Raw genomic sequence first — 12,858 nt, forward strand, 5'->3', positions numbered from 1 at the left:
CCGGCTTCAGCCGGTGATATGTCGCCCGCTGCCGCTACCGTCGGTGCATGGCGTACGACGAGAACCTCGCCCACCGGATCCGCGAACTGCTCAGCGGGGAGCGCGGAGTCGAGGAGAAGTCGATGTTCGGCGGGTTGGCGTTCCTGGTCAACGGCAACATGGCGGTGGCCGCCAGCGGTCAGGGCGGTCTGATGGTGCGGGTGCCGCCCGACGACACCGCCAAGCTGTTGGCGCGTGAGCACGTCGCACCGATGGTGATGGCAGGCAGGGAGATGCGCGGATGGCTGCGGGTGTCGAGCGCCGGGCTCAGCACCCAGCGGCAACTGCAGCCGTGGGTCACGCGCTCGGTCGATTTCGCGAAGAGTTTGCCCCCGAAAGAGCGCGGGTACGCCAGCCGACGTGGACGCCGCAGCACGTAAGAAGCTGGCCAAGCGCCTGCTCGACGAGGCCGGCACGACCTACGCAGAAGACGCCGGTATCCGGTTGGCGGACAAGCCGATGCCGCTCTTCGAACTGCTCACCTTGTGCATGCTGTCGAGCAAGCCGATCGACGCCGCCATCGCCGGGGCAGCCGCGCGGGAGTTGTCCCGCGCGGGCCTGCGCACGCCCAAGGCCGTTCTCGACGCCGACCGCACGGCCATGATCCGCGCCTTCGGCCGCGCCCACTACGTGCGGTACGACGAGAGTTCGGCGACCAGGCTCACTGACATCGCGCAGTCCGTCGTCGACGAGTACGGCGGGGACCTCCGCAAGCTGGAGGGGGCCGACGACTACGACGTGACCGCGGTGGCGCGAGCGCTGAAGCGATTCAAGGGAATCGGCGACACCGGTGCCGACATCTTCCTGCGGGAGGTACAGGACACCTGGACGTGGGTCCGGCCGTACTTCGACTCGCGGGCCACGACCGCCGCGCGCGAACTCGGACTGCCCACCGACGGCGACGAACTGGCTGCGCTGGCGCCGCGTAAATGCGCGAAGCTGGCCGCCGCGTTGGTCAAGGCGTCGCTCGACGACGAGCTGCGCGACCGCGTGGCCGCAGGGGGATGACGCGGTGACGATCCGGATCGGCACGTCCGGATGGTCGTACGACCATTGGAAGGACGTGTTGTATCCCGCCGGGACGCCGGTGGCCAAGCGGTTGGCCCGCTACGTCGAGGAGTTCGACACCGTGGAACTCAACGCCAGCTTCTACCGCTGGCCGAAAGACAGCGCGTTCGCCGGCTGGCGGCAGCGGCTGCCCGACGGGTTCACGATGTCGGTCAAGGCGCAGCGAGGGCTGACGCACTACCGGCGGCTTCGGGAGCCGGAGCCGTGGGTCGAGCGCTTCGAGCGGTGCTGGAATCTCTTGGGCGACCGCAGCGAAGCGCTGCTCGTGCAACTGCATCCCGAGCTGGAGCGCGACGACGCCCGGCTGGAGTACTTCCTCAAGCTGATGCCGGACCGGATCCCGGTGGCCATGGAGTTGCGGCACCCGTCGTGGGACGACCCCGCCGTGTACGACCTGCTCGAGCGCCACGGAGCGGCGTATGTGGTGATGAGCGGCGCCCACCTGCGCTGCGTTCCGCGGGCCACCAGCAACCTGGTCTACATCCGGATGCACGGCCCGGACCAGGACTCGATGTACGCGGGGTCCTACCCCGACGACGAATTGCGCCGCTGGGCAGACCGGATCCGAGCCTGGGACCGCGAGGGCAGGCACGTGCTGGTCTACTTCAACAACGACCTGGGTGGGCACGCGGTGTGGAACGCGCAGACGCTGAAAGCGATGCTGGCTGGCTGACCCCGGACCCCGCCGCCGCGGACGCAATCCGGTTGCGGCACGCTTAGGAGCCGACATGCGTGTTCTTTCTCTGATCTCGGCCGCCGCGGTCGTCGTCGCGGGATGTTCGGCCGAACGGATCGTCACCACCGACGAGCCGTTCGTCGCGTCACCGCCGACCTCCACCACCGCGGAACCGCCTGCGCCGCCGAACCGCGCCCACCTGGTCGACGCGTTCGACTACGTCGCGCATCCGGAGGGGACGGCCGTGTACCACTTCACCACGCCGAGCGGGCGGTGGGCGTGCGCTATCGTCCCGCGTGAGAAGGCCGGATGCCAGTCGGCGAACGCCCCGCTGTCCAGCATGAACATCACCGGCGAACCGGACACCGTGCGCGATTCCGCCGGCGAGCAGGCTGCACCCAACGCGATCATCGTCGAACGCGAGGGCGAACCCCGGTTCGTCGCGCTGACCCGACCGGAGTTCGTCCTCGGCGACGCAAGGGTGCTGGACTTCAACCGGGTCCTGGCCGTCGCGGGATTCCGCTGCAACGTGCAGGACGCGGGGGTCTCCTGCATGAGCGAGGCGACGGGAAAGGGATTCACCTTCGCTCCGGAGGGATTCCAGCCCCGCTACACCGAGGTGCCCGCCAACGCGCCGTAGCTAAACCGACGCGGCCGTTCCGGCTAGATCAACGCGGCCGTACCGGCTATACCAATGCGGCCGTACCGGCTATATCAACGCGGCCGTACCGGCTATACCAATGCGGCCGTGCCGTCCGAGTTGACCTGGACCTTCGCGCCCGCGATGTCCTCCTCGACCGTCGCGGCCGCACCCACCGCGTCAGGGATGACCGCCAGAACACGCGCGTCCTCCGGTGTGCGCACCGCGAGGAACGCCTTCTCCGGTGCAGCCTCCCGGTCGAACGGTGTCGTCCACGTCTCGACGGTGCCCACGCCCGACCAGTCGACGAGCGCCTCCCGGGTCGGCTCGCGATCGACCTCGGATTGCACATCCTCCCAACGGAATTCGTACGGCGGCGGTTCGGTGCCGTAGACGCCGAAACTGTGCTTGGTGAGGTAGCCGCCGTTGGCGGTGATCAACCCGAGCTGTCCGGGCGCGGCGACCAGCCGTTCGGCCATGGTCGCGATCGAATGGGTGACGTAGTTGTTCCAGGGCCCGCCCGCGAAGGTGAGCCCGCCGGTCACCGTGAGCGGCCTGTCGGGGTCACCGAGCGGAAGGCCGAGTTCGTTGGCCGCGACCTGAACCGCCGACGGGAAGCAGGAGTAAACGTCGACCAGCGCGACGTCGTCGACGCTGATCCCGGCCAGTTCCAGGGCACGTCGACCCCCGATGCGGATGGCCGGTGAGGTGTGGAACTCCGCCCGCTCGCCGATCGCATACGTGTCGTGCGAATCGGTACCCGCATACGGGAAAACCCACCGGTCCCTGGGGATCTGCAGATTCGCCGCCTTCTCGGCGGAGGTGAGCACGAGGACCGCCGCCTGGTCGACCATGTTGTTGGAGTTCATCAGCTTCGGGTAGGGCCAGCTGATCATCCGGTTGCTCGGTCCGGGCTGCCAGATCTGGTCGGCGGGCACGGCGTCGCGGTTCCACGCGTGCGGGTTGGTCGCGGCGACCGCACTGAACTGAGCCCACAGCTCGCCGATGCGGCGCCGGTGCTCCTCGTCGGACTCCCCCGCGGCGATGCGCAGCGCCTGCTCGAACATCGGGTAGACGAACGCGGGCCGGTCGAGATTGATCTTGATCTCGGCGGGTCCGGCCATCGGCACGCCCTCGTCGGCGCCCTCGGCCATCGGCACCGACTCGTCCTGGCGCGGCCAGTCCGGCCTGATGCCCTTGGCGCGCAGCCGACTTCGCGTGCGCCAGGTTTCACCGCCGGCGATCAGGACCACCTCGGCGCGGCCGTTCAGGATGTCCCGGCACGCCTCGTTGACCAGCGACTGTGGGGTGTTGCCGCCCACCCCGGTGTAGCGGGTGGAGGCGTTGTCGGCGTGCAACCGTTGCGCGAGAAGCAGACCCGGATCGCGATACCGCCACGACAGGAGGTTGACCACTCGCACCCTGTCGACCGCCTCGAGGACCCTGGGGTCCGCCGCGTTGCGCGCCGCGTCGACCATCAGCTCGATCGGCGACACCTCGGGGTTCTCGTCTCGCTGGTTGACCTGTCCATAGCCGACCAACACCGGCGTCCTGGGTTCCATCACTGCCTTTCTCGATAGGCGAAAAGTGTGCCGTCGGCGATGAGCCGATCGGTGTCCTCAACGGAGCTCCCGAGGATCTGCTGACAGATCTCTCGGGTGTGCTCCCCCGGCATCGGCGCGGGAAGCAGCCGTGCGGGCGGGATGTTCGTGTACGGCGCAGGCCGCGTCTCGCTGAGCATCGGCGCCTCGAACAGCGGATGCTCCATGTCGGAGTACAACTTTCGAAAACACACCTGCGGGTCGGCGGGCACGTCGACGACGCGGTTCATCGGGGCGGCCGCGACACCGGCTTCCTGGAGTGCGCGTGCCACCTCCGTCTTGTCGCGGGCGCGAGTCCACTCCGCGGTGTCGACGCCGCCGGTGAGAGAGTGCAATGCGGCGCGGTCGTCGTCCGAGCGCAGCGAGATCACGCACCACTCGTCGTCACCGGCGCAGGGATACACGCGGTGTTCGGTGGTGTCGTCGACGATCGGCAGGCCCGCCTCACGCGCCGCTTCGGTGACATAGCGCGCCGCGAGCTGGCTCACCGCCGCCTCGGCCTGCGAGACGTGGACGTGTGCGGGCCGATCGGTGCGGTCGCGCCGGATGAGTGCGGCCAGCGCGGCGATCGCGGTGAGCCGTGCCGAGACGTGGTCCGGGAAGATCGTCGTCGCGTCGTAGAACTCGCCTTCGGTGGACGCCCACAGCGACGTGACGCCGGTGGTCGCGCGCACCAGCGGCCCGTATCCCATGCGCGCGCTCCACGGACCGCCCGCCCCGAATGCGCTGCTTTCCGCCAACACGACGCGGGGGTTGAGTTCTCGCAGCCGGTCATAGGAGAACCCCAGTGACGCAAGCGTTCCCGGCTTGAAGTTGGCGAAGACGGCGTCGGCGCCGGCGACCAAGCGGCAGAACAGCTCGGCACCGGCGGCCGACCGCAGATCGAGGCCCAGGCTCTTCTCGTTGCGGTGGGTCAGCGCCCAGGACCTGCTCATCACCTGACCGGGTGGAGCCTGTCGCAGCCCGTCGGGATAGGCGGCGCTCTCGATTTTGATCACCTCGGCGCCGAGGTCGGCGAACAGCCTGCCGAGTTCACCCCCGGCGACGATGACGCCGAGATCGAGGATGCGCATGCCCTCGAACGGCCGCTGAACGGCGGTCGCAGGCCGCTGAGTCTCCGATGGCGCTGTCGCCCAAGCGGGCTCGTCGGCTCCGGCATCGGGCGCCGGGCGGAGCAGACCGCGATGCTGCCCGTCGACGACGAACGGCCCCACGGGTGTGACGACCTCCGCGCCGGGGGCGAGCTTCGCGGTGGTCAGCGCACCAACCGAACGGAAGTGCTCGGAGGCCAACGCCTCGGTGGGGGTGAGCACCGCCGCGATCGGGACGCCCCGCGCCTGACCCTCGGCGACCAGCGTCACCATCGTCTGCGCAGCGACGAAATCACAGATCAGCGCGTTGAGTTCACGCGATGCCGCATACCGGGCCGCGATCGTCTCGAACTTCGGATCGGCGAACTGCTCGGGCTCGCCGAGCCAGGCGTGCATGGCCCGCCACTGGCGCGGCGACAGCAGGCAGATCCGGACGTGGCCGTCCTTGCAGGCGAAGATCGGATAGATGTTCTGGTTACGCGGCCTGCCGCGCCAGATCTCGGTGGTCTTCTTGATCCCGACGGCGGCCTGTCCTTCGGATCCGAACGGCGGATCCAACGACTGAAGCACCGCCTCGAACCGGGAGAAGTCGATGTAATCGCCTGTGCCGGTACGCAACCGGCGATAATACGCGGCCAGCGCCGCCCACGCCGCCTGAACGGCCGCGGTCCCCGACGCCAGGCCGATCGGCGGAAGCACCGGCGTGCCGGTCGTCGGCCCGGTACGTGACAACGCCGTGGACAGCGCGTACAGGACCGGGTCGGTGGCCTGCCACGAGGCGTAGGGCCCGTCGGTGCCGAAGTCGGTGACCGACAGCACGACGAGGTGATCGAACCGCTGCGCCAGCGAAGCGCACGACATTCCGAATTCGGTTGCACCGCCGGGGATCCCGCCGTCAACGACGATGTCTGCGGTGCTCGCCAGGTCCCACAGTGCCTGGCGGTCCTCGGGGTCGGCGGGGTCGAGAACCGCACATCGCTTGTTCGCGTTGTTCAGCAGAAACGGCACGCTGGCCGTGGCCACGGTCGGCAACGCCCGCCGGTCCGCGTGCCCGCCGGGCGGTTCGATCTTCAGCACGTCGGCGCCGAGATCGGCATACAACCGGCTCACCCCGTCGGATGCGGCGCCGCCGAGATCGAGCACCCGCACGGATGCCAGCAGTGCTTCGCTCATGCCGTCAGCAGTTCCTCGACCCACCGCAGATGGTCGTCGGTGTCGGTCGCCACGTACATCAGGTCGACGAAGGCATCGGGATATCCGGCGTCGGCCAGTGTCCGCACCGCCTCGGCGACCGCGTCGATCGATGTGCCCGCCGCGACGTTGATCCGCACATAGGTGTGGATCGCCGACGGATCCCGGCCCGCCTCGCGGGCGGCGTCATCGATGGTGCGGCGCAGCAGCGCGAGCATTTCGGGTGCCACACCTCCGGGCACCTGCACGGCCGGAAGCCAACCGTCGGCGCGCTGTCCGATGCGCCGCAGGCTCGCCGGGGTGAACGCGGCGAGATAGATCGGCGGGCGGGGCCGCTGGACCGGTTTGAGGTCCACCCACGACGACGGGATCGACCACCGCTTGCCGTCGTGCTGCACCGGGTTGGTCGTCCACAGCTCCTCGAGGGCGTCGAGCAGCTCGTCCAGCTGGGCTCCCCGACCGCGGAACGGGGCGCCGGCCGCCGAGAACTCCTCCGGTGACCACCCGATGCCGAAGCCGGGGACGAGCCTGCCCCCGCTGACCACGTCGATGGCGGTCAGCTGGCGGCCCAGCTGCACCGGCGGATACCACGGTGCGACGAACACGCTGCTGCCCAACCGGACGCGGGTCGTCGCCGTGGCGGCCACCGCCAGCGCGATGAACGGATCGAGGCCGGCGCGGAATTGTTCGGGGATGGTGTCCTGACCCGCGTACCCGACGCTCGGGTTCACCGGCGTAAGCAGGCGGTCACCCACCCAGAGGCTGTCCGCGCCGAGGTTCTCGGCGGTGGCGGCGTAGCGCGCGAGGTCAGCCCGGGCGGACTCCCCGAACTGCGGCACCGCGAATCCCAACACGGAAGAACAGGCTAATGGGTAGGTTCACCCGCATCGGGTACAGGATTGGCACCTCGTTCACCCCCGACGATGATGAGTCAGATGACTGCCCAGGCACTGTCCCCCACGCTGTCCGCCGATGAACTCGAGTTGATCGACGCCTACTGGCGCGCCGCGAACTACCTGTCCGTCGGCCAGATCTACCTACTGGACAATCCGCTGCTGCGGGAGCCTCTGGCCCCCGAGCACGTCAAGCCGCGCCTGCTCGGCCACTGGGGAACGACGCCCGGCCTCAACCTGGTCTACGCGCACCTGAACCGCGTCATCCGGGAACGCGACGCCAACGTCATCTACATCACCGGCCCCGGCCACGGCGGTCCGGGGTTGGTGGCGAACGCATACCTGGAAGGCACCTACAGCGAGGTGTATTCGGCGATCTCCGAGGACGCCGACGGGATGCGAAAACTGTTCCGCCAGTTCTCCTTTCCCGGCGGCATCCCCAGCCATGTCGCCGCCGAGACCCCCGGCTCGATCCACGAGGGCGGTGAACTGGGCTACGCGCTCGTGCACGCGTACGGCGCGGCGTTCGACAATCCCGATCTGGTGGTCGCCTGTGTGGTGGGCGACGGCGAGGCCGAGACCGGTCCGCTGGCGGCCAGCTGGCACTCGAACAAGTTCCTCAACCCCGTCACCGACGGGGCGGTGTTGCCGATCCTGCATCTGAACAGCTACAAGATCGCCAACCCGACGGTGCTCGCGCGGATACCGCAGGAGGAACTCGAGTCGCTGATGTTCGGCTATGGCTACCGACCGATCACGGTGGCCGGAGACGATCCCGCCAACGTGCATCAGCAGCTGGCCACGGCGTTCGACGAGGCCTTCGATCAGATCGCCGCGATCCAGCGCGCCGCTCGCCTGGACCGCGAACCCGGCCGCCCGCTGTGGCCGATGATCGTGCTGCGCACCCCGAAGGGTTGGACGGGTCCCCGTGAGGTCGACGGCAAGAAGGTGGAGGGCACGTGGCGCTCGCACCAGGTTCCGCTGTCGGGAACCCACACCAACCCTGAACACCGCACCCAGCTCGAGGCGTGGCTGCGCAGCTACCGCCCGGAGGAGTTGTTCGACGACGAGGGTGCGCTGCGGCCCGAACTGCGCGCGATCGCCCCTCGCGGACAGCGCCGGATGAGCGCCAACCCGCACGCCAACGGCGGGGTCCTGCTCAAAGACCTGGACCTGCCGCCGTTCACCGACTACGCCGTCCCGGTCGACAAACCGGCCTCCGAATCGGCCGAGGCGACGCGGGTGCTCGGCACGTTCCTGCGCGACGTCATCACCCGCAACCCGGACCGGTTCCGGCTGATGGGTCCCGACGAGACCGCGTCCAACCGGCTGGCCGCCACCCTCGAGGCCACCAACAAGGCCTGGATGGCCGAGCTCACGCCCGACGACGAGAACCTCGGCCCCGAGGGCCGGGTGATGGAGGTGCTCTCCGAACACCTCTGCCAGGGCTGGCTCGAGGGTTACCTGCTGAGCGGCAGGCACGGGCTGTTCAACTGCTACGAGGCGTTCGTCCACATCGTCGACTCGATGCTCAATCAGCACGCCAAGTGGCTCAACAGCAGCCGGGAGCTGTCCTGGCGCGCGCCGATCGCATCGCTGAATTACCTTCTGACATCCCATGTCTGGCGCCAGGACCACAACGGCGCATCACACCAGGATCCCGGGTTCATCGATCACGTCGCCAACAAGCGCCCCGAGGTCGTCCGGGTGTACCTTCCGCCGGACGCGAACACGCTGCTGTCGGTTGCCGATCACTGCCTGCGCAGCCGCCACTACGTCAACGTGATCGTCGCTGGGAAGCAACCGGCGCTGACGTACCTGGACATGGAGTCGGCGATTGCCCACTGCACCCGCGGCCTCGGGATCTGGGACTGGGCGAGCAACGCCGCAGGCGACCCAGACGTGGTGCTCGCCTGCGCCGGTGACATCCCGACGCTGGAGACGGTGGCCGCCGCCGACATTCTGCGCCGGCGGCTGCCCGACCTCGGTGTGCGGGTGGTCAACGTCGTCGACATCATGCGGTTGCAGCCCGAGTCCGAACATCCGCACGGCCTGTCCCAGCGCGATTTCGACTCGATCTTCACCAAGGACAAGCCGATCATCTTCGCCTATCACGGCTATCCCTGGCTGATCCATCGCCTGACCTACCGTCACACCAACCATGCGCAGCTGCACGTGCGCGGATTCAAGGAGCGCGGCACGACGACCACGCCGTTCGACATGGTGATGCTCAACGACCTCGACCGCTTCCACCTGGTGATGGACGTCATCGATCGGGTCGAGGGACTGGGCAGCAGCGCGGCGGTGCTGCGCCAGGAGATGGCCGATGCCCGCCTTGCGGCCCGGCGCTACACCCGCGAGCACGGGGAGGATGATCCGGCGATCTCGGAGTGGACGTGGGACCCGGATTACCGGGGGCCGTCGCTGTCGCAGGACACCCTCAGCGAGCACGATCGCTAGACTGGATTTTCGTGTCCGACCAAGCCGTCCTAGCCGACCGCCCGCATCCGCTGGTCGGACAGCTTTCGGCACTGCACCACTTCCGCACCTACGTCGACATCGCGGTGGTCGTGGTGGTCTTGGCGCTGACGAACCTGATCGCACACTTCACCACGCCGTGGGCCAGCGTGGCGACGGTTCCGGCCGCCGCGGTGGGCCTTCTCGTCCTGGTCCGGTCGCGCGGCCTCGGGTGGGCAGAACTCGGGCTGGGCCGCGAACACTGGAAGTCCGGAACCGGCTACGCCGTCGGCGCCGTTGGGTTGGTTCTGTCGGTCATCGCAATCGGCGCGCTGCTGCCGTGGACCCGACCGATGTTCATGAACAACAACTACGCGACGATCTCGGGCGCCCTCATCGCGTCGATGGTCATCATCCCGCTGCAGACCGTGATCCCCGAGGAGCTCGCCTTCCGGGGCGTGCTGCACGGTGCGCTCAACCGCGCGTGGGGCTTCCGCGGTGTCGCCGCGGGCGGTTCGCTGTTGTTCGGCCTCTGGCACATCGCCACTTCCCTTGGCCTGACAAGCAGCAACGTCGGATTCACCCGCATCTTCGGCGGCGGTCTTCTGGGCACGGTTGCCGGGGTGACGCTGGCGGTGTTCGCCACTGGCGTCGCGGGCTTCGTCTTCACCTGGCTGCGCCGGCGCAGCGGCAGCCTGATCGCACCAATTGCCCTGCACTGGTCGCTGAACGGGCTCGGCGCGCTGGCCGCGGCATTGGTGTGGCACCTGAGCTGACGTCAGTGCGACGCGCGCTTGCGGGCGCGGAACTCCCTGTTCTTGAGCTTGTTGCCGCAGGTCGCCATGCTGCACCACGTGCCGCCGTGGTTGCGGGAGCGGTCATAGAAGGCCCACTGGCAGTCCTCATTGGCGCACGCCTTCAGCAGCGACCAGGTGCCGTCGCGCTGCGCGTCGTGGATCGCCAGCAGCAGTTCGGTCATGCGGTCGTGCAACGACGTGCCCACTGCAGAAAGCCGCACTCGACCGAGGTCGTCGAGGTCGGCGCGCGCCGCGCCGCCCGGCGCGGCGCGTAGCGGGGCCAGTGCCTCGGCCGTCGGTGGCGGGCCGCCCGCATTGTGGACGAGCATCGCGCGCAGGGCCTCGCGCACTCCGCGCAGGACCTCGAGGTCAGTGGCGTCGATAGTCTCCTCTGCATCGAGCAGACCGTGCTCGCGCAGCCACGGGTGCGCATCGTGCGGATCGGCGAGCCGGTCGGGCCCTGAAGGTAACTCCGCCGTGTTGACCAGGCTCTGGATGAGGGCCAATCGCGGCGGTGCCGGCTTGGTCTCCTGATCGCCGAGCCACTGCGTAGTCATATAGGCAGCCTAGCTTTTCATGACTGCTATTTCAACTTGACTGGTCATGCGTGACCGTTATAAATTGTTTAGTGGTCATCCGCTTCCAACCCGAGGATCGAAATGTCGGACATCCAGAATTCGCAGACGCTCTTGACCCGTTCGACGGCCGCCGGCGACACCACCGCACCGGCGCCGTCACTTCGGGCGCGGATGGCGGCGAGGCTGCGGGCGACCAAGTTCGACCGGTTGGCGGCCGTCGGCGGCGGCGCGCCCGCGGGCGGTGCGTACGCCGCGCACTGCGCCCGGCTGACGTCGACCGCAGAACGTGAGGCGGTGGCCCGATCGTTGCGGCGCATCGTGCGCGACGCCCGCGGGCGCGGCCCGTTGATGTCGTCGCGGGTGCCGTTGCATACGTCGAACATCGCCGCCGCCGAAGATCTGATCGACGAGATCACGTTGCGCCTGCACTCCCCCCGGCCCGTCGGCGCGCGGGGTATGGCGCGGCTGCGCCTGCTGCTCGCGGACGGCACCGGCCCCCTATACCGGTATGGCCGTGGGGATCTCGAGGGCCGGCTGCGCGCAGCGCTGGCCGAGCTCTAGACGACCAGGACGCGGACCCGTGCACTCGTCAGATGCTTGCGCACACCGAGAAAAATGGGATGGGTGCGCAGACGCCTACTGAGAAATACGGCGTGATATCCCCGTTCCATGCCGGTGGAGGCGGCGGTGGAGGTGGCGGTGGTGGCGGTAGAGGCGCAGCGATACAGGTATTCGACGGTGGGTCGTACACAGTCCCTACGCCACATTCGATTGCGTTGGCTTTGCCCGGCGATACCAGAAGAGTGGCTGTCAGCGGCGCCAAGAGCGCCGGAACGGCGATGACCTCAAGAGCGGTTTTCCCCCGCATGGCAGGCCTCCCTGGTGCATCCCCGCCCGAACTCATCCTAGGACGCGTCACGAACCAAGACAACAAAATTGATGAAGCGGTAAAAAGGGCCGGGACCTGCATAATCCGGCTGTGAAGTCCGCAAGCAAACTCGAGCGGCCCCTTTACGTTCGTTTGTCACGGGTGCACGGCCGGCCGATACTCACATCGATAGCACCGCCGCGCCGGCGATGACGCCCCGACTGAGGTCGAACAGTGCGTCGTGAGCACGGCCCAGAGGATATTTCGTGTTTGCTACCGCTAGTCGGTGTTGCGCGGCGAACTCGAGGAAGCGGCGTGCATCCGCGCGCGTATTGGCGGTAACCGACCTAACCTGGCGCTCCTGGAAGAGGTGGCGCTGGTAGTTCAGCACTGGGATGTCTGAGAGGTGGATGCCCGCGATTGCGAGCGTGCCACCGCGATCGAGCGCTTCGAGCGCTGGCAGCACTAGCTCGCCGACGGGCGCGAAGAGGATCGCGGCGTCGAGGGCGACGGGCGGGCGCTCGTAGGCGCCTTGAGCCGACGCCGACCCGAGGTCCAGCGCGAGATCTCGTGCCCTCTCCCCACGGGTCATGACGTGAACCTCGGCACCCTGCGCGATCGCGACCTGAGCGGTCAGGTGCGCGCTGCCGCCGAAGCCGTAGATTCCCAACCGTCCGCCCGGCGGCAGGTCCGCGCGCATCAGCGCGCGATATCCGATGATGCCGGCGCACAACAGTGGCGCCAGTTCGGTGTCGGAATAGCCGTCCGGTAGTGGAAGCGCGTATGCCGCTGGGACAGTGGCGAATTCCGCATATCCGCCGTCGGCATCCCAGCCGGTGTAGCGCGACTCCGGACAGAGGTTCTCGTCTCCCCTGACGCAGTACCGGCACCGCCCACAGGTGTGGCGCAACCATGCGATGCCGACGCGGTCGCCGACGGAGAACTCCGCACCCGCGCCT

General features: G+C 68.4%; 12 protein-coding genes. 7 read left to right on the forward strand and 5 right to left on the reverse strand.

All coding sequences use genetic code 11. The features are described 5' to 3' along the window. Nucleotides 1-47 precede the first annotated feature (47 nt). From A5698_RS07570 to A5698_RS07585, 4 genes are read left to right on the forward strand one after another with little or no spacing between them, the layout of a single operon-like run. On the forward strand, nucleotides 48-419 hold the full coding sequence (locus tag A5698_RS07570) for a TfoX/Sxy family protein (protein ID WP_068295160.1): 372 nt from the start codon (nucleotides 48-50) through the stop codon (nucleotides 417-419). Continuing rightward, nucleotides 400-1,047 (forward strand): HhH-GDP family DNA glycosylase, encoded by a 648-nt coding sequence (locus A5698_RS07575; protein WP_068295163.1) that lies wholly within the window; start codon nucleotides 400-402, stop codon nucleotides 1,045-1,047. The genes A5698_RS07570 and A5698_RS07575 overlap by 20 nt, the downstream gene beginning before the upstream one ends. Nucleotides 1,048-1,051: 4 nt before the next feature. After that, nucleotides 1,052-1,780: a DUF72 domain-containing protein gene (locus A5698_RS07580; RefSeq protein WP_068295166.1), complete on the forward strand. Its 729-nt coding sequence runs from the start codon at nucleotides 1,052-1,054 to the stop codon at nucleotides 1,778-1,780. A gap of 55 nt (nucleotides 1,781-1,835) precedes the next feature. Then, a complete protein-coding gene (locus A5698_RS07585) occupies nucleotides 1,836-2,423 on the forward strand; it encodes a hypothetical protein (RefSeq protein ID WP_068295170.1) in 588 nt (195 codons plus the stop codon). A gap of 92 nt (nucleotides 2,424-2,515) precedes the next feature. On the opposite strand, the gene A5698_RS07590 is transcribed toward A5698_RS07585, so the two are convergent. Genes A5698_RS07590 through A5698_RS07600 form a run of 3 tightly spaced genes read right to left on the reverse strand, consistent with a single transcriptional unit; the run spans nucleotide 2,516 to nucleotide 7,160 of the window. Then, nucleotides 2,516-3,985 carry an acetyl-CoA acetyltransferase gene (locus A5698_RS07590; RefSeq protein ID WP_068295173.1) on the reverse strand — a complete coding sequence of 490 codons (1,470 nt, stop codon included), beginning with the start codon at nucleotides 3,983-3,985 and terminating at the stop codon, nucleotides 2,516-2,518. Next, nucleotides 3,985-6,288 carry a CaiB/BaiF CoA-transferase family protein gene (locus A5698_RS07595; protein ID WP_068295176.1) on the reverse strand — a complete coding sequence of 768 codons (2,304 nt, stop codon included), beginning with the start codon at nucleotides 6,286-6,288 and terminating at the stop codon, nucleotides 3,985-3,987. Before A5698_RS07595 ends, A5698_RS07590 begins: the two co-directional genes overlap by 1 nt. After that, a complete protein-coding gene (locus A5698_RS07600) occupies nucleotides 6,285-7,160 on the reverse strand; it encodes a TIGR03619 family F420-dependent LLM class oxidoreductase (RefSeq protein ID WP_068295178.1) in 876 nt (291 codons plus the stop codon). The genes A5698_RS07595 and A5698_RS07600 overlap by 4 nt, the downstream gene beginning before the upstream one ends. A gap of 81 nt (nucleotides 7,161-7,241) precedes the next feature. Here A5698_RS07600 and A5698_RS07605 point away from each other — a divergent pair, with 81 nt between their 5' ends. Next, nucleotides 7,242-9,659 carry a phosphoketolase family protein gene (locus A5698_RS07605; RefSeq protein ID WP_068295185.1) on the forward strand — a complete coding sequence of 806 codons (2,418 nt, stop codon included), beginning with the start codon at nucleotides 7,242-7,244 and terminating at the stop codon, nucleotides 9,657-9,659. A gap of 11 nt (nucleotides 9,660-9,670) precedes the next feature. After that, on the forward strand, nucleotides 9,671-10,432 hold the full coding sequence (locus tag A5698_RS07610) for a CPBP family intramembrane glutamic endopeptidase (RefSeq protein ID WP_068295188.1): 762 nt from the start codon (nucleotides 9,671-9,673) through the stop codon (nucleotides 10,430-10,432). 2 nt (nucleotides 10,433-10,434) lie between these two features. Here A5698_RS07610 and A5698_RS07615 read toward each other — a convergent pair whose 3' ends face one another. Continuing rightward, on the reverse strand, nucleotides 10,435-11,010 hold the full coding sequence (locus tag A5698_RS07615) for a CGNR zinc finger domain-containing protein (protein ID WP_068295191.1): 576 nt from the start codon (nucleotides 11,008-11,010) through the stop codon (nucleotides 10,435-10,437). 102 nt (nucleotides 11,011-11,112) lie between these two features. Here A5698_RS07615 and A5698_RS07620 point away from each other — a divergent pair, with 102 nt between their 5' ends. Next, nucleotides 11,113-11,592, forward strand: coding sequence for a hypothetical protein (locus A5698_RS07620; RefSeq protein ID WP_068295192.1), 480 nt, complete (start codon nucleotides 11,113-11,115; stop codon nucleotides 11,590-11,592). Between the two features lie 488 nt (nucleotides 11,593-12,080). Here A5698_RS07620 and A5698_RS07625 read toward each other — a convergent pair. Continuing rightward, the coding region (locus A5698_RS07625) for a zinc-binding alcohol dehydrogenase family protein (protein ID WP_068295193.1) at nucleotides 12,081-12,858 on the reverse strand (778 nt) is incomplete at its 5' end.

The sequence above is a fragment of the Mycobacterium sp. E136 genome (assembly GCF_001666865.1).
GTDB lineage: Bacteria > Actinomycetota > Actinomycetes > Mycobacteriales > Mycobacteriaceae > Mycobacterium.

Coding starts and splice junctions, on each gene's coding strand:
- A5698_RS07590 (WP_068295173.1), bottom strand. CDS start 3,985: ATGGAACCCAGGACGCCGGTGTTGGTCGGCTATGGACAGGTCAACCAG.
- A5698_RS07570 (WP_068295160.1), top strand. CDS start 48: ATGGCGTACGACGAGAACCTCGCCCACCGGATCCGCGAACTGCTCAGC.
- A5698_RS07620 (WP_068295192.1), top strand. CDS start 11,113: ATGTCGGACATCCAGAATTCGCAGACGCTCTTGACCCGTTCGACGGCC.
- A5698_RS07595 (WP_068295176.1), bottom strand. CDS start 6,288: ATGAGCGAAGCACTGCTGGCATCCGTGCGGGTGCTCGATCTCGGCGGC.
- A5698_RS07615 (WP_068295191.1), bottom strand. CDS start 11,010: ATGACTACGCAGTGGCTCGGCGATCAGGAGACCAAGCCGGCACCGCCG.
- A5698_RS07585 (WP_068295170.1), top strand. CDS start 1,836: ATGCGTGTTCTTTCTCTGATCTCGGCCGCCGCGGTCGTCGTCGCGGGA.
- A5698_RS07605 (WP_068295185.1), top strand. CDS start 7,242: ATGACTGCCCAGGCACTGTCCCCCACGCTGTCCGCCGATGAACTCGAG.